16 protein-coding genes are annotated in these 15,624 nt (G+C 56.1%); 10 read left to right on the top strand and 6 right to left on the bottom strand.

The genetic code is table 11. From position 1 onward, the window contains the following. Positions 1-7: 7 nt before the first annotated feature. The 3 genes from Q0802_RS01090 to Q0802_RS01100 all read right to left on the bottom strand — a co-directional run bounded on the left by Q0802_RS01090 (position 8) and on the right by Q0802_RS01100 (position 4,458). Positions 8-1,732: an adenosylcobalamin-dependent ribonucleoside-diphosphate reductase gene (locus tag Q0802_RS01090; protein WP_298912320.1), complete on the bottom strand. Its 1,725-nt coding sequence runs from the start codon at positions 1,730-1,732 to the stop codon at positions 8-10. Positions 1,733-2,305: 573 nt separating this feature from the next. Next, complete coding sequence (locus Q0802_RS01095) at positions 2,306-3,613, bottom strand: glutamine synthetase family protein (protein WP_298912323.1); 1,308 nt, start codon at positions 3,611-3,613, stop codon at positions 2,306-2,308. Then, complete coding sequence (locus tag Q0802_RS01100; RefSeq protein ID WP_298912326.1) at positions 3,610-4,458, bottom strand: MurR/RpiR family transcriptional regulator; 849 nt, start codon at positions 4,456-4,458, stop codon at positions 3,610-3,612. The genes Q0802_RS01095 and Q0802_RS01100 overlap by 4 nt, the downstream gene beginning before the upstream one ends. A 123-nt stretch (positions 4,459-4,581) precedes the next feature. Between Q0802_RS01100 and Q0802_RS01105 the strand changes: the two genes are divergently transcribed. Genes Q0802_RS01105 through Q0802_RS01140 form a run of 8 tightly spaced genes read left to right on the top strand, consistent with a single transcriptional unit; the run spans position 4,582 to position 11,531 of the window. Then, positions 4,582-5,346 carry an N-formylglutamate amidohydrolase gene (locus Q0802_RS01105; protein ID WP_298913523.1) on the top strand — a complete coding sequence of 255 codons (765 nt, stop codon included), beginning with the start codon at positions 4,582-4,584 and terminating at the stop codon, positions 5,344-5,346. Next, positions 5,346-5,996 (top strand): isochorismatase family cysteine hydrolase, encoded by a 651-nt coding sequence (locus Q0802_RS01110; protein ID WP_298912328.1) that lies wholly within the window; start codon positions 5,346-5,348, stop codon positions 5,994-5,996. The genes Q0802_RS01105 and Q0802_RS01110 overlap by 1 nt, the downstream gene beginning before the upstream one ends. Next, positions 5,989-6,714, top strand: coding sequence for an ABC transporter ATP-binding protein (locus Q0802_RS01115; protein WP_298912331.1), 726 nt, complete (start codon positions 5,989-5,991; stop codon positions 6,712-6,714). The genes Q0802_RS01110 and Q0802_RS01115 overlap by 8 nt, the downstream gene beginning before the upstream one ends. A gap of 26 nt (positions 6,715-6,740) precedes the next feature. Next, on the top strand, positions 6,741-7,892 hold the full coding sequence (locus tag Q0802_RS01120) for an ABC transporter substrate-binding protein (RefSeq protein ID WP_298912333.1): 1,152 nt from the start codon (positions 6,741-6,743) through the stop codon (positions 7,890-7,892). Positions 7,893-7,949: 57 nt separating this feature from the next. After that, positions 7,950-8,654 carry an ABC transporter ATP-binding protein gene (locus Q0802_RS01125; protein WP_298912336.1) on the top strand — a complete coding sequence of 235 codons (705 nt, stop codon included), beginning with the start codon at positions 7,950-7,952 and terminating at the stop codon, positions 8,652-8,654. Positions 8,655-8,657: 3 nt separating this feature from the next. Beyond that, on the top strand, positions 8,658-9,554 hold the full coding sequence (locus tag Q0802_RS01130; protein ID WP_298912339.1) for a branched-chain amino acid ABC transporter permease: 897 nt from the start codon (positions 8,658-8,660) through the stop codon (positions 9,552-9,554). Then, a complete protein-coding gene (locus Q0802_RS01135) occupies positions 9,551-10,579 on the top strand; it encodes a branched-chain amino acid ABC transporter permease (RefSeq protein WP_298912344.1) in 1,029 nt (342 codons plus the stop codon). The genes Q0802_RS01130 and Q0802_RS01135 overlap by 4 nt, the downstream gene beginning before the upstream one ends. Before the next feature lie 13 nt (positions 10,580-10,592). After that, complete coding sequence (locus tag Q0802_RS01140; RefSeq protein ID WP_298912346.1) at positions 10,593-11,531, top strand: acetamidase/formamidase family protein; 939 nt, start codon at positions 10,593-10,595, stop codon at positions 11,529-11,531. Between the two features lie 38 nt (positions 11,532-11,569). Here Q0802_RS01140 and Q0802_RS01145 read toward each other — a convergent pair whose 3' ends face one another. Next, positions 11,570-12,016: a cupin domain-containing protein gene (locus tag Q0802_RS01145; protein WP_298912348.1), complete on the bottom strand. Its 447-nt coding sequence runs from the start codon at positions 12,014-12,016 to the stop codon at positions 11,570-11,572. Positions 12,017-12,375: 359 nt separating this feature from the next. Here Q0802_RS01145 and Q0802_RS01150 point away from each other — a divergent pair, with 359 nt between their 5' ends. Then, positions 12,376-13,104 (top strand): transglutaminase-like cysteine peptidase, encoded by a 729-nt coding sequence (locus Q0802_RS01150; protein WP_298912350.1) that lies wholly within the window; start codon positions 12,376-12,378, stop codon positions 13,102-13,104. Positions 13,105-13,256: 152 nt separating this feature from the next. Here the strand turns inward: Q0802_RS01150 and Q0802_RS01155 are convergent, their stop codons facing one another. After that, a complete protein-coding gene (locus Q0802_RS01155; protein ID WP_298912353.1) occupies positions 13,257-13,685 on the bottom strand; it encodes a hypothetical protein in 429 nt (142 codons plus the stop codon). Positions 13,686-13,894: 209 nt separating this feature from the next. After that, complete coding sequence (locus tag Q0802_RS01160; RefSeq protein ID WP_298912355.1) at positions 13,895-14,635, bottom strand: choice-of-anchor K domain-containing protein; 741 nt, start codon at positions 14,633-14,635, stop codon at positions 13,895-13,897. Positions 14,636-15,226: 591 nt separating this feature from the next. On the opposite strand from Q0802_RS01160, the gene Q0802_RS01165 reads away from it, so the two are divergent. Continuing rightward, entirely contained in the window at positions 15,227-15,616 is a 390-nt protein-coding gene (locus Q0802_RS01165) for a cytochrome c (RefSeq protein ID WP_298912358.1), read from the top strand. The last annotated feature ends 8 nt before the right edge of the window (positions 15,617-15,624 follow it).

Here is a 15,624-nt window from a genome sequence, read left to right on the forward strand (position 1 = left end):
CTTTTGATCATGCGGCCAAAATCGAGCCCGTAACCGCGTTGGGCCTATAGGTCGTGCAGCCCTTGCATCCCGACCTGTAGGCCTCCAGATAGACATCCTCGAATTTCTCGAAGGCAATGTCTTCCGGGCAATTCACGGTTTTTGAAATCCCACTGTCAACCCATCTTTGGGCCGCCGCCTGCATGCGCACGTGATCACTCGGATGCAATTCCAGTGCCGTGACAAAGGCCTCACTCAATGCAGCGTCCGGTCCATGGAGTTGCCGATAGAGCCAGGCCGCGTAGTCCACCACCTCCTCTTGCGACTTTGTGCCGTCCGGGCCGGTCACCATACGTTTGTAAGAGGTCGCAAACATCGGTTCGATGCCGGAGGAAACATTCCCGGCAAACATGGAAATGGTGCCGGTTGGCGCGATGGTCGTCAGGACGCCGTTGCGCAGGCCATATTTGCCGATTTCATGCTGCACATCCGCATCAAGCCGCAAACATGCGGGTTGCTTGAGGTGTTTGGTCGCGTCGTAAAGCGGAAACGCCCCGCGTTCTTTCGCCAGATGGGCGGAAGCCAGATAGGCCGCGTTCTGGATCGTACGCATCCAGTTGTCCAGGAGCTCAACCGCCTTTTGGGAGCCATAGCGCGCGCCGGTCATGACCAGAGCATCTCCAACGCCAGTCACCCCCAGCCCGATGCGGCGTTTTTCGCGGGCCTCGCACAGCTGGGCGGGTGTTGCATAGCGTGACACATCGATGACGTTGTCGAGCATGCGCACAGCAACACCCGCCAGTCGGCGCAATTCATTCAGATTCAGTTCGGCGCCAGCCTCAAAGGGGTTCTCAACAAGGCGCGCGAGATTGATGGATGCCAGAGGGCACGTCCCATTGGGCGGCAAAGGCTGTTCGGCGCAGGAATTTGTCGCTGAAAGCACCTCGGCATAGTTCAGGGGGTTTTCGGTGTTTATCTTGTCAATGAACAGCACACCGGGCTCCGCCGCGGCATAGGTCTGCCGCATGATCGCCTGCCAGAGCCCGCGCGCGGAAAGCCGCCGCGTGACGGCACCGTCCCAGATCAGATCCCAGCTGCCATTCGCCTCGACAGCCTTCATGAAATCATCGGTGATCATCACGGACATGTTGAAATTACGCAGTCGCTCAGGCGCTGACTTCGCCTCAATAAAGGCCTCGATATCCGGATGATCACAGCGCAATGTCGCCATCATGGCGCCACGTCCCATGCCGGTCACGAGCATCTTGCAAACCGCATCGCAGATATCCATCGCAGCCAACGGTCCCGCAGCTGGACAATCCAGCCCGCGAACCAAGGTCCCCTTTGGCCGAATTGTCGAGAAATCGAAACCAATGCCGCCGCCCATCTGCATGGTCAAGGCTGCCTCTTTGACCGTGTCCATGATCCCCGAAACGGAATCCGGCAGGGTTCGCATGACAAAGGTATTTGACAGCGTCACGTTTCGGGCGGTGCCGCAGCCGGACAGAATGCGCCCCGCAGGCAAGAGTTTGAACTCCTTCATGGCTTCAAAAAAGCCGCGGGCCACCTCTTCTTGGCGCGCCGGGTCTTCAAGCTTTGCCAAACCGCGTGCGACACGCCGCCAGGTATCATGCACGGAGAAGTCAACATCGCCCGAGGCAGTTTTGTATTGGTACTTCGTCCGCCAAATCTGCTCTGCGATTGGCTGGCCGAAATCCACATCGACAATTTCAGTTATGGAGTAGTCAAACATCACCTCACCCGAATTTTACGAAAAATTTTCCTTAATTTAGTATTAATGGGACGTTGAAAATGAGGCAAACTGAAGCGGGAAGTATGGTTACCAACATACGGAAAATTAACACTTTTTCAGTATTTTGGGTTAATTTTTGTTAACTTTTCAACTAATGATTGAATCGCTTGAAGCCCTATTTTTCAAGAAAATAGGGCACGTAGCGGACAAGCCGAAGGATCAACTCGGCCGTTTTGTTTAGAAATTAATTTTAGGGTATCGGGCGAAAAAGTGGCGACGAAATGACTTGCAATTCGCCCTCGCGGTTCCTGCTTTCAGCGCTCCAGACGGTTTGACGCATCAAAATACCGGAAGATCGAGGTATTTTTTCGAGGCACGAAGGAACCAGCGTATCCAGGATTCAGGCCGCGCCGTCACTTACCACAACCAATACGCGACAGTACGGATCAATCGCCAATCTGATCAGGTGAACGGGCAAATATCCAGGCCGCTTTTTGCCAGCATCGAAAGCGCCGCTTGCGTTTGTTTCTCATCGATCCGGCTGCAAACAAGATCGGCCGTCACAGGAAAGCTTTAGTAGGTTTGCTCATATGCCGCACATTTGGCCGCAATGTTGTCCTCACTCAAATAGTCGATTTCTGCCTGTTTATGCGCGCGGTAGACCGGCAGAAACGCCTTCGGAAACCAGCGGGCGACCGTTTTATCTCCACACAGGACATCGAGTGCTGCTGACAGCGTCTCCGGCAAACGGACGAACCCCCGTTCCGCAAGAACTGCAGGCGACAATAGCGACAGATCCTCCTCGGTCGGTTCCGGGGCGCTCAACCCCTCCTCGACCCCCTGCACACCGGCATGAACGATTGCCGCAAGCGCCAGATGCGGACAGGCAGCATCGGCCGCCCGGTATTCGATGTTAAACTGGCGCGCGATGGATGCCGGATCCTTCGCTGTCACCGGACAGACCCGCAGGCTTGCTTCGCGATCTCGAAACCCAAGATTGTTGTAGGCTGCCGACCAGCGGTGCGGCGTCAGGCGTTCATAAGAAATTACCGAGGGGGCCGTCATCGCGATAATGCGATCCAGGTATTTCAACACACCAGCGGCAAAAGCACTTGTCAGCTCCGACATGCCGCAAGGGCCCGTCGGGTCATAGGTCATGGGCTGACCGTCGGCACCCTCAAAACTCATATGCACATGAACGCCGTTCCCGACGCTTGCGACATCCCGGATCGGCGTAAAGGTTGCTTCTTCGCCCAAGGACCGCGCAGCAGACCGGGTCAATTCCCGCACGATCACGGCAGCGTCTGCCGCACGCACCCCCACTTCGGGCCCGATGACCACCTCGTATTGCGCAGGCCCATATTCTTTCATGATGCTGTCAGGCGACAGCCCGACCTCCGCCAGGGCCGCCATCAGTATTTCGCAGAGCTGGCGTTGCACCTCGAATCCCTCCCGACCGTAGGCCTGGTTGGGAACCGATGCCGCGCCTTTCAGTTGGAATTCGTGCTCGAAAGCGGCAATGAGCCGGACACCCGCCACCCGCTCCAGTCTTTGCAACGCGGATTTCAACAAGGATCGCGTGCAAAAATCCCATGGGGCGCCATCCAGGTCGGTGATATCGCCCAGAATGAAATGCTGCTGAACGCCCTCGTCAAATGAAACCCTGGCCTCGGCGGCAGCATCCGGGATCAAAAGCAAATCCCCCAAAGCGCCGAACGGGCTTTCGGCGATCGTGTCAAAGCAGGTGATCTGGACATTGGTAGGCGTCCATCCCACGCCGCGGATCAGGCGTTTTTCCAGCTGATCGCTCGGAAAGGCTTTGCCGCGCACCTTTCCGGCCAGATCACAGGTTGCGGCAAAGATAAGCGGCATTGGCATCATTTGATCATGTCCTGTTGCGGGAGACGCAAAGCATCCCAGGCCTTTATGCGGTCGCGGGTTTCGTCCCAATTATCCTCGGCAATGCGGGTCACCAGGGCCTCCGTGACTGCCAAAGCGGGTGAATAGGTATCCCAAAGCGTCCCACTTTCGATCGGTACCGGCAGGATTTCGGATGCGTGTTTGGCAATGGGTGACAGCCAGCGGTCAGTCATCAGGATGATGCGCGCGCCCACCGTCGCCGAAGCGGTTTCAGCCAACACCGCCAGATTGGCCTGATACCTACGGAAATCGACCATGAACAGAATATCGCCCTGCTTCATTCTGAGCAGATATTCGGGCCAGACCTCGGTGCTGTCGGGAATATGAAAAACGCCGGTTCTGGCCTGTCGCAAGTGAAAGGAGAGGTGTTTTGCAATGGTGTCACTGATGCGCCCGCCGATCACAAAAATCTTGCGCTTCGGTTCTGACAGAAGGCGGCAGATACGGTCGAATTGCGCTTGCGTGATCGCGTCTCCGGCAACCTGCATCTGATCCGCCGCGCGGGCAATGAAATCATTCAGATACCCCCCGTTTACAGCCCGGTCAGCGCGGTGCACTTCGACCGGAGATTGTTGACCTTCCTTGAGCTCGGCAATCAGGTCACGCTGGAATTCCTGATATCCGCCCAATCCGATCTTGGCCACAAATCGAGAGATAGAAGGGGCCGAAACCTCTGCCTTGCGCCCCAGATCCTGGATCGACGCAAGACCGGCAAAAGGGTAATCCGCCAAGAGCGTTGCTGCCAGCTTGCGCTCGCTCGCCGTCATATCCGAGGCGGCCGCTTCTATCCTTTTCCTGACCTGCAATGACAGATTCCACTTTCTCAGTCGGGTTCAGAGTTTATGAAAAATATTTTTCAGTCAAGATACGAATGTTGACTTTGAAAATTTTCATCCCTTTACTTGAAGCTGGGGAGTCGCTGCCGAGTGATGAAAACAGAATTGCGCCAGAAGAAGTTGCTGGGAGATCAGGACCCGGAACCGGTCACCTTTGTGAACGCATCCAGCAGATCGCCGCTCTTTCTGGTCTGCGAGCATGCCGGGTCGGCCATTCCTCATGATCTGGGAGATCTGGGGTTGACCGGTACCGCGATGGAACCCCACCGGTACACCGATATCGGAGCAGAACCGCTGGCACATGCGATTGCAGAGCACTTGAAAGCCCCTCTGGTATTGCAGCGCTACAGCCGTCTGGTGATCGACTGCAATCGCCCGCCACAGTCATCCGAAGCAGTTCCCGCTCAACAGGACGGCATCGTCATTCCGGGCAACCTGGGCCTGCCCGACGACACCCGCATCACGGAAATATTCACCCCATTTGACACGGCCATCGAACAAGGATTGACCCGCTCGCCCCGAAAGCTGGCCATTTCAGTTCATTCCTTCACGCCGCGTTTGGTGGGTGGGCCGCCACGACCGTGGCATTGCGGTTTTCTGTCCCGACGCGACACCACCACAGCGCAGCGTCTGATGCAGGCGGTCGCAGATCAGGATGCGGCACTGGTTCTCGCAGTGAATGAACCTTACCAGATAGACGATGAGACCGATTGGTTTATCCCCGCCCACGCGGAACCGATGGGTCTGGCACATACGCTGATCGAAGTTCGCAATGACCTGCTGGCGACCCCGTCGGATGTGGCACATTGGGCCGGTATTTTATCCCGCGCCATTCTCAAACTGCCGGAGCTCCAGTGATGACCCTGACCCGCGATGTCCCCCTTGTTGCTGACCAGAGCGCCCTGCTCTTCATTGATGTCCAGAATTTCTCGGCCCATCCGGGGGGCGCGGAATTCAAGGGACTTTCCAAAGCTGAATTCGACACAAAATACGGGTGGTTCTTCTCGGAGCTGGAAACCCGTGTCATTCCGAACATGCAGGTGATTCAGACCGCGTGCCGAACTGCGGGCATCGAGGTGATTTATACCACCATCGAAAGCCTGACACTCGACGGGCGTGACCGCTCGCTCGACTACAAGATCACCGGCTTCAATGTGCCCAAGGGCTCCTGGGACGGTAAGGTTATTGACCAGATCGCCCCGCAGGGAGATGAGATTGTCCTGCCAAAATCCTCCTCATCGGTTTTTGTCTCCACCCATATTGACTACATCCTGCGCAATCTTGGGGTGAAACAGGTGGTGATGTCGGGGCTCCTGACGGACCAATGTGTGGAAAGCGCGGTCCGGGATGCCTGTGATCTGGGCTATCTTGTTACCGAGGTGACGGATGCCTGTCTCACCTACAGCCAGGAACGTCATGACAATTCCTTGCGCACTATCAAGGGGTATTGCCGACAGGTCACAACGGCAAAGCTGCTCGCCGAAATCGGTGGAAATACAAATGCTTGAGTTAAAGGGGCTCTCCAAAACCTTTGGCGGTGTGCAGGCCGTGCGGGACGTGAGCCTGCACATGGCAGCGCGCGAAGTACGAGGCTTGATCGGACCGAACGGCGCTGGCAAGACTACCTTGATCAACTTGATTTCCGGGATATTGGCCCACAATTCTGGCAGCCTTTCTTTGGACGGCAGGTCCCTTGACGGCAAGAAGGCAGATCAACGCGCCGGGTTGGGTATTTCGCGCACTTTCCAGAACCTGCGGGTGTTTCCAAACCTATCTGTTGCGCAAAATATTGATGTTGGTCGCTATACAGCCGCGCGCGCGGGGCGCGATACGCGCGCCTTGGTTGAGGCTGCAATTTCCGAATTTGATCTGACCGAGCGCCTGGTTGAGCCTGCGCAATCGCTGTCTTACGGACACCAGCGGCGGCTGGAGATCGTACGGGCACTGGCAACCGGACCAAAGCTTCTCATGCTGGATGAACCTGCCGCGGGCATGAACGAAAAAGAGACCGAAGCCCTGGGCAGATCTCTCGCCTGGGTACGCGGTCAATCCGATACGGCCATCATGGTGATCGATCATGATCTGAAATTCATCATGTCGCTCTGCGATGAGGTCACCGTGATGAACATGGGTGCCGTCATCGCAGACGGCAGCCCGGACGAAATTACCAAAAACCCTCAGGTGATCGACGCATATCTGGGGGAAGACCATGAAGATGCTGCATAGCGCAGCGAACCCAACAGGAGATTGAAATGAAATATACATTAGCAGCCCTGGGATGTCTGGCACTGGCAGCACCAGCCCTTGCAGAAGACACCATCAAGATCGGCCTTGGCGTTCCGATGACGGGCGACTACGCGCCATATTCCGAATGGCAGGGCGCGCGCTGCATGGCCGAAATGATCAACGCCGATGGCGGTGTGAATGGCCAGAAGATCGAAGTTCTGACACAAGATAGCGGCGCGGACACACAGACCGCCGTTTCCCTTGCGCAGAAATTTCTCGATGAAGGGGCCGTGATGCTCGGCACGATCCCCTTTTCGGATACGATGATCCCTGTGGCACAGGTCGCGCAAGGCTATGGTGTCTCGATTTTCCAACCACAATCGACGCAAGTGGAGATGCACGCGGGCATCGTGGACAACTTCTTTACCGGCGTTTCACCCGATCCGTTTACGGCCACGGCAGCCGCCAACCATGCTTTGGCGCAGGGAGTTAAGAATGTCGTTCTTTTCACCTCTGACGAAGGTGGGTCTTGGTCGGCGCGCACTCCTCTGTGGTTCGGTGACGTCATCGAAGCCGGTGGCGGTAAGGTGTTGAGCAAGCTGAACTTCAGCTTCGGCACATCCGACTGGTCGCCTCAGATTGCCGAAATCAAGGCGTTGGGAGAGTCGGTCGATGCGGTCTATATTTCCTCCATCATGCCCGACATCGGCGTGTTGGTCCGCCAACTGCGCAGCGCCGGTATCGACGCCTGGGTGGTGGGATCGGACGGTTTTGATGACCCCTCGCTGGATTCGATCGGCAGTGACGATCCGAGTCTTCTGGACAAGGTATTCTTTGCCACCTTGGCGCCCAGTCACGCAGATAGTGCCGTCGTGCAGTTCATGGCAGACTGCAAAGCCCTTGGCATTGACGTACCCGGCCTCTTCCCTGCCACCGGCGCGGACACGGTGAAAGCCGTTGCCTGGGCGGTTGAGCAGACCGGAAGCGCAGACCCGGAAGCGATTGCGGAAGCCATCCGCAACGCCGACAGCATCCCCGTTCTGACCGTCGACAGCATCTCCTTCAAGGACACCAAAACCTATGCGCAGCGGACGATTCCCGTCATCGGCTACGAGGGTGGCAAACGGGTGCTGATCTCCAACGAGATACCAGAAGGCGTGCCTTCCGACTGGAACTGATCTGACTATCAAACGGTGGGGCCACCTGATGGCCCCGCTGTCCTTTCCGAGGCAAACATGCTGGCAGTAGATAACCTGAAGGTCTTTCACGGGCCCATCGAAGCGGTGCACGGCATCAGCTTCAACGTTCCGCAGGGCAAATGCATCTCGTTACTGGGACCCAATGGCGCGGGCAAAACCTCGACGATTTCTGCCATCACCGGCGTCGCCAGATCATCCGGGATCGTGCGTTTTGATGACCTCGACATCACCGCCCTGCCAGTAGAAGCCCGCATTCGCGCAGGCATTTCCGTATCGCCCGAAGGACGCCGCGTGTTTGCCAACCTCTCGGTGGAGGAAAATCTGCGGCTGGGTGGGGCGATGCAACCCGATCTGGGGGAGAAGACGCGCGATATCGCACATTGGCTGGAAACCTTCCCGATTCTGGGCGAACGGCGCACGCAGAATGCAGGCACGCTTTCGGGCGGAGAACAGCAAATGCTGGCGATTGCACGCGCGCTCATGGCGCGCCCGCGCATCCTGCTGCTCGACGAACCCAGCCTGGGCCTGGCGCCCAGGATCGTGGCGCAGATTTTTCGGATGATCGCTGAATTGAAGGCGCAGGGCATGACCATCCTGCTGGTTGAACAAAACGCGACCCAGGCCCTACGCCTCGCCGATTATGCCTATCTGATGAATAACGGTCTGATCGCAACCGAAGGCACGGCGGAAACGCTGGGAGCCAACAGCGCGCTGATGGCCGAACTGACAGGGATGGGCTGAGCCATGGAATATGTTGCACAGCAGATCATGAACGCGCTCAGTTTTGGGGCCGAATATGCGCTGATCGCCCTTGGCCTCGCGATCGTTTTCTCGATCATGGGGTTGGTAAACTTTGCGCATGGCGAGTTGATCGCCGTTGGTGGATATACCATGGTCGCCTTCGGAGCGCTGGCCATCGGCAATCCGCTGATCGTGATAATAGGGGCCATTCTGGCGGCCGCGCTGGTCTCTGTCACGCTCGAACGCGTGGCTTTCCGGCCTGTGCGTTATGCCGATCCCACAACCGGGCTGCTGACGGCCTTTGGCGTGTCGATGATCTTGCAAAATATCTTTCTGCTCGCGGTTTCTCCGCGCCCGGTCGCCGTGACATCGCTCTATTTTCTGGATTGGCCGGTCGAGGTGGCGGGTCTGCGTCTGTCGTCTCTGCAACTCTTCGAGGCCGCCACCACAGTGATTGTCATCATCGCCTTGACCCTGTTTCTGCGGCGCTCGACGCTGGGGCTGGCGATGCGGGCGGCGTCACTTGACTTTGAGATGGTGCGCCTGACGGGCATCCGCGCCAACCGCGTCTTTGCCATGGCCTTTCTGGTCTCCGGTGTCCTCGCCGGTCTTGCCTGCATCTTCATTCTGGCACGCCGTGGCTCGGTTGACCCTCACTTAGGTTTCAATCCGGTGCTCAAGGCTTTTGTGGCCTGTGTTGTGGGTGGTTTCGGCAGTCTCCCCGGGGCCGTTCTCGGGGGCTTTCTTCTGGGCGCGCTTGAGGTCGCCATGCTGGTGCTTCTGCCTCAGGAATACGGCGGCATGAAGGATGCGTTGGTCTTCGGGGTGATCGCGATGGTGCTGATCTGGCGCCCCGACGGCATTCTCAGCCCGCCCGTCGAAAAGGGAGACAAGCTATGATGCGCCTGTCCTCCAGTCAAAAACGGGGCTTGATGGGGGCCGCAGCACTGGCCCTGATCCTGATCGCGGTTGGATTGTCCACGCTCTGGTTCGGCTCTCGCTATCAGGTGCGGCTGGTCTACAGCGCCTACGTGAACCTGCTGGTGGTTCTGGGCCTTCAGGTCTTCATGGGCAATGCACGGATCACCAACCTCAGCCACAGCGCCTTCATGGGGATCGGCGCCTATGCTGCGGCCATCTGTGTGACTCCAACGAACATCAAGGCGATCTCACTGCCTGATGCACCCTGGGGTCTGAGTGCCTTTACCCTTGATCCCATCACCTCTGCGCTCATCGCCCTTCTTATTACCGGTATCATCGCCTTCCTGATCGGTCTCTTTATCGTACGGATGACCGGCATCGGTGCCACCATTCTGTCACTTGCCGTCCTAGTCATCGTGCACTCGATATTCCTGTACCGAACCGACATCTTTAAGGGAAATCAGGCCTTTTTCGGCATTCCACAAATCTTCTCGCTGACGTCCATCCTCATCGTATCGGTTCTGGTCGTGTTCATCGCACGCGGGTTTCGGGAAAGCCGCTGGGGCATTCAGCTACGCGCCAGTGCCGATGACGAAGTCGGTGCCGTGGCCATGGGTGTCAACATCTACCGCCTGCGCCTGATCGCCTGGGTCTTGAGTGGCGTACTTCTGGCGGTCGCTGGTATTTCTTATGCGTATTTTCTGGGCACAATCAGCGCACGCCCCTTCTATTTCAACCATGTCTTCCTGACCCTCGCCATGTTGATCTTGGGCGGCATGCGTTCTGTCACCGGGGCGGTTCTGGGCACCTTCGTAATTTCATTCGGGTTGGAATGGGTGCGCTGGCTGGAAACCGGGCCGGAGGTCCTTGGGATCGACCTGCCCGAAGTTCTGGGCCTCTCCGGCATTGCCCTGGGATCGGTCATCGTGTTGACAATGACCCTACGTCCGGGCGGGATTATGGGGAACCGAGAAATCGAAGACCTGTTTTTGAAACGCGGATAACCGGGAGAACGCCATGGCTTGCAACCACACCATTCACAAACACGCCCACCATTTCGGCTGGGACAATGCCATCGAGCCTGTTTTGTCGGTAACGCCCGGGCAGACCATCGAGGTCGAAACCATCGACAGCTCGGGCGGGCAGCTCGGCCCTGCCTCCACCATGGATGATCTGATGTCGCTGAGCTTTGACAAGGTAAACCCGGTGACGGGACCCATCTACATCGAAGGCGCCGAACCCGGTGATGCCGTTGCGGTGACCTTTCGGAAATTTGCCCCCTCGGGTTGGGGCTGGACGGCCAATATCCCCGGGTTTGGCCTTCTGACCGACCAATTCCCCGATCCTGCGCTGCATATCTGGAAATATGACGCGTCCAGATTGACACCGGCGCTCTATGGGCCCGGTGGGGCAGTTCCCCTCAAACCCTTTGTCGGGACAATCGGGCTGGCGTTGGCCGAAGCTGGAAACCATTCTGTTGTCCCGCCCCGGCGCGTCGGGGGTAACCTCGACATCCGCGATACATCGGTTGGGACCACGCTATATCTTCCGGTAGAGGTTGACGGCGGGCTCCTGTCACTTGGCGATACGCATGCCGCGCAAGGTGACGGCGAAATCTGTGGCACCGCGATCGAAAGTCCCATGGATGTCGCCATCAAGGTGGAGCTGATCAAGGATGCACAATTTGCCTTCCCGCGGTTTGAGACAGATGGCCCGGTGACGCGCCATTTTGATACCAAGGGATATCAGGCAACGACGGGGATCGGCGAAGACCTCATGCAAGCTGCCCGAGACGCCGTGACGGGCATGATTGATTGGCTCACCAAGGAGACCGGTATGGGTGCAACAGAAGCCTACATGCTGTGTTCGGTTTGCGGTGACCTGAGGATCAGCGAGATCGTCGATATGCCGAACTGGACGGTTTCATTCTACTTCCCCAAGGTCGTGTTGAATTAAACTCTGTCCCTACAGCTCTGATTCGAATTAGAAATACATCATTCGTTGGCTTCTGGTGGGAGGAAATCCACCTCATGAGCGGCGGAAATCTTGACGACCTCCTCGACGTCGGACAGATCATGCAGCGCCTCGAAAAGGTCTTTCAACTTGCCCATGGGTGAAACCCAGAACAACGCGCGGCAAGGCTTGTCCGACTTGTTGAAATACCCGTGCGGGACCCCACGTGGCATACGCACGATGTCGCCCGCCTTTGCCTTGCTCCAGACACCATCCAGTTTCAAATCCAATTCGCCCTCTTGAACCAGAATGAATTCATCTTGTGTTGGATGAATGTGGACCGGCACAAAATCGCCGGGATTGGAATTCGTTTCAAAAGCAAATGTTGTGTCGCAAACCGCCTTTGGGAAGTAGGTTTGCCCGAGAATGTTCCAGGTTGTCTCGTTAAATCCCACACCGTTTTCAGTAATGCCTTTTTCCAGATCCATCGTGTTTCTCTCCCAACCAAATTGATGCGCGTATCCGTTTTCGCAAGATTGATGTCGTGATTGCGCTGATCAGCATCTTGGCACGAATACGTCATAATCCACCAGTCCTTGTGTCAGCTTGCCCGTCTCACCGATTGGTTTCAATGCATCCGTCCTGATAACGGATGCGCGGGAATACGCGCAATATCGCTCCAATTCCGAATAGTTAATTTAAAGTTTCGTCGAATGGTTCTATTTATCTTTCGTCCAAACTGACCGAAACGTAACAATCTTCTGTTGATAACCACATTGCTGACACTTCAAAGCCCGATTCTGTTGAGATGCTCTGTCGGGGGAACGCTATCTTCGGAGATTCACAAGTGGCCATTATAGAAAAGCGCACTGAACCTTTGGTTCAATCGGACCAACCCTGCAAGACGCAGGATGGCTACACCCTATATCGCCGAGCTAGTCGTTGGCCGAGCGGCGCGAAGGGTGGTAAATTTGCCAGCGGCATACTGGCTCTGGCAATGGCGACCATGCTGACAGGTCTGACCGCGAGCCACGCCGAGGCATCTTCCAGTAGCAAATTCCTCGTTCCGCAAAAGTCGATCAATGCACCAGCGGGTTTCACCGGAATCTGCGCGAAATACAATTGGGTGTGTGCACAATCGGCGAGCAGCAATTTGAGCGCGAACGAAACATTGCGCCTGGCAAAAGCGATCAATCGGCAGGTAAACCGTCAGGTACGTCAGATAGACGATCAGGCCCAATACGGTCGCGAAGAACTTTGGACGTTGCCGACAGCGCGAGGTGGCGATTGCGAAGACCTCGTGCTTCTGAAAAAGAAAATGCTGCTGGAACGCGGGGTACCATCCGAGGACCTTCTGATAGCAACAGTTCTGGACCACAAGCTCAGAAGTCATGCGGTACTGGTGCTTCGGACCGCAAGCGGCGATCTGGTTTTGGACAGTCTCAAGAACAAGATCGTACCCTGGAAGCAAACCGGCTACACTTTCCTGAAACTCCAAAATCCCAATTCGCTGAACCAATGGCAGGCAGTGCTGGCTGGCGGCGTGATCAAGGATCGCCCAACCGCTTCGCGCTAGTCTTGAGTAATGATCAGTTCCAACGAGCAAAATTTGTCGCGCAAAAAGAACTGGGAGGCGTAAACCAAAAAAGGACCTTCAAGGGAAGGTCCTTTTGAGTGCCTCGAAGGCTGGTTCATCGAAGCAACAATTGGTTGCCGGCGGTCCCGGGTTTATCCGAGAAAATCACCGGGGCCATCATCGCCGGGGCCGTCATCGCCCGGACCATCATCACCAGGCCCATCATCGCCCGGCCCGTCATCGCCGGGGCCGTCATCGCCCGGACCATCATCACCGGGAGGGTTGCCGCCACCTGGTCCGTTGTCGTCACCGCGGTCAACTTCGTTATCATTGTCGTCGTCAATAGCAGCGGTCGCTGCCTCGACCAAAGCCAATGCCGCATCAGGGCAGGAATCAAACATCCGTTCCAGAATTTCAGCGTAGTCAGCGCGGCGGGTGATCCGCGTTCGAATGTACTCAGGAACAGTTTCCAACTGACATACGTCAAATTCTTTTGCTACTGAAATAGTTGGTAGGGTTGAACCAAAGGCAGAAAAAGCTGCCAGTGCGAGAGTCATTTTGATCGATGCAGAGTATTTCATGTCAACTCCTAGTGTTTAAATAAATCGTTACATCAAAAGGCCATAGGGCCTATCGTTACATCCTGATGCTTGCGACCGTCAGCAAACAGTTTGCTGAGGCTTATCAGGAAACTCGCCCGCGCCGTTCCAGAAATTGGAAGCGCGGGCCTTACAGGTGCTTGCCTGCCATGCTCGACATCCGGAGACCGAATGCCAACATGGCACGAAATTCAAGCGGCCTGCTTTTCCCGGCGGCGCATAACAATAAGGCCACCAAGACCACTGATCAGCAGCCACGCGCCCGCAGGCAACGGAACTTCTGAAATACTACCATATACGGCGATTGTGGATGTCCCACCTTCGCGGTTTGTCCAAAAACCGTTTTCAGAATTGTAGGCGCTGGCGGCACCAGCGTCAAACAAGCTGAAATAGACCGAATCCAGGATGAGGTCTCCGCCAAGATCAACCGGCGCGTCGAACGCCGATGCGCCCAGAACAAAACCACTGATCTCATCCGGGAATGTCCCGAGCAGCTCGGCCTGTTCTGCGGTCGGTTGACCGTCAGGCGTGTTAGAGATGCTGAATTCGAAGGATTCATTCAGATCAATGGCGGTCGGGTTCAGAAAGCTCAGAGACAGGCTCACTGTGCTCGACCAGTCGCCACCGGTGCTGAAGTTGGATTGGTTGTTCCAGGTGATCGTACCCAAAAGGAATTCACCACCCCCGCTCGCATCAAAGGAAAACGGATTTTCGTTGATGGTCAGGGAACTGGAATCTTCAGGAACGACAACGCCACCACTGGATTGCGCGCCCCAATCCAGACGGTTGGTGTCGGCACCTTCGAAGCGAATGATATTGGTCGCCCCAGTCGGTGCTCCAATCGTTCCTCCGAAATCTCCTGTGACGGTGCTGGCCTGTGCCAGACTTGAAAGCGCTACTGTCACCGCGCCTGCGAATGCGATATGTTTCATCATTGTGAACCTCGAACTAATTAAAATACGCGTCTTCATTTCATCAATTACACACTCACCGCTCCACAATCAAGACAAGGATGTGCCGCATTTCGGCCATTATCCTTGTTTGTCGTTTCCTTTACGTCACCTATGCGATCCGTGCCGTTGCATTGAGTGTTCAGAGGAAACGGAAACTGCTCGTCAAGCTGTCGGTGATCGGTGAAAATCCGCGAAGCAAAGAACCGCATACGATGTTATGGAACACTCCACAAATTATTGAAAATAATAAACTTATTTTCCAATAATCCGCCAGATAGAAAGTAAGTATCTCTGCATCGGTCACGCAAATACTCCGTTTCGCCAGGTGCTCGCGCACCAGCCCGCAGACCCGGCGTTAACGATTTTCACATTTTGTTGCGATGCCCCCAAAAGTCGTGAAGCCGTTCACTTTTCACATTGAATGCCATGCAAAATCACAAGGGTTTGATCGCCGTTGATACTCTGAAAAATCTGGCCTGCCCCGCTAAAGAGGGCCCCAGTTGATGTAAATCAACGCAGATCACGTGCGCAAAATCTACAGTTTGTCCAAACCGATCATGAGGTACAAACATGCGCATTTTTCTCATCATAGGCCTGCTTTTGGCAACTTCTGCAACGGCACAAGACCTTCGCGAAGGCAAGAAACTGTACAACTTACATTGCGCCGCCTGCCATGGCGCAGAAGCGGTCGGCAATGGTCCGATGGCACCTGTATTGCTGGTCCAGCCGGCAAACCTGACGCAGCTTGCTGCCTCCGCTGGCGGCGCGTTTCCGACATATAGGGTGGTCAAACGTATCGACGGGCGCGACCCATTGGTCAGCCATGGCAGTGAAATGCCCGTCTATGGCTGGTTCTTTGAAGGCAGCGATGTCGCCATTTCAACAGATAGCGGACAGCCGATCATGACCAGTCAACCCGTGGTCGATCTGGTCAACTGGCTCAAAAGCATTCAGGAGTAAGCCGCAGT

The organism is uncultured Roseobacter sp., assembly GCF_947495275.1.
Classification (GTDB): domain Bacteria; phylum Pseudomonadota; class Alphaproteobacteria; order Rhodobacterales; family Rhodobacteraceae; genus Roseobacter.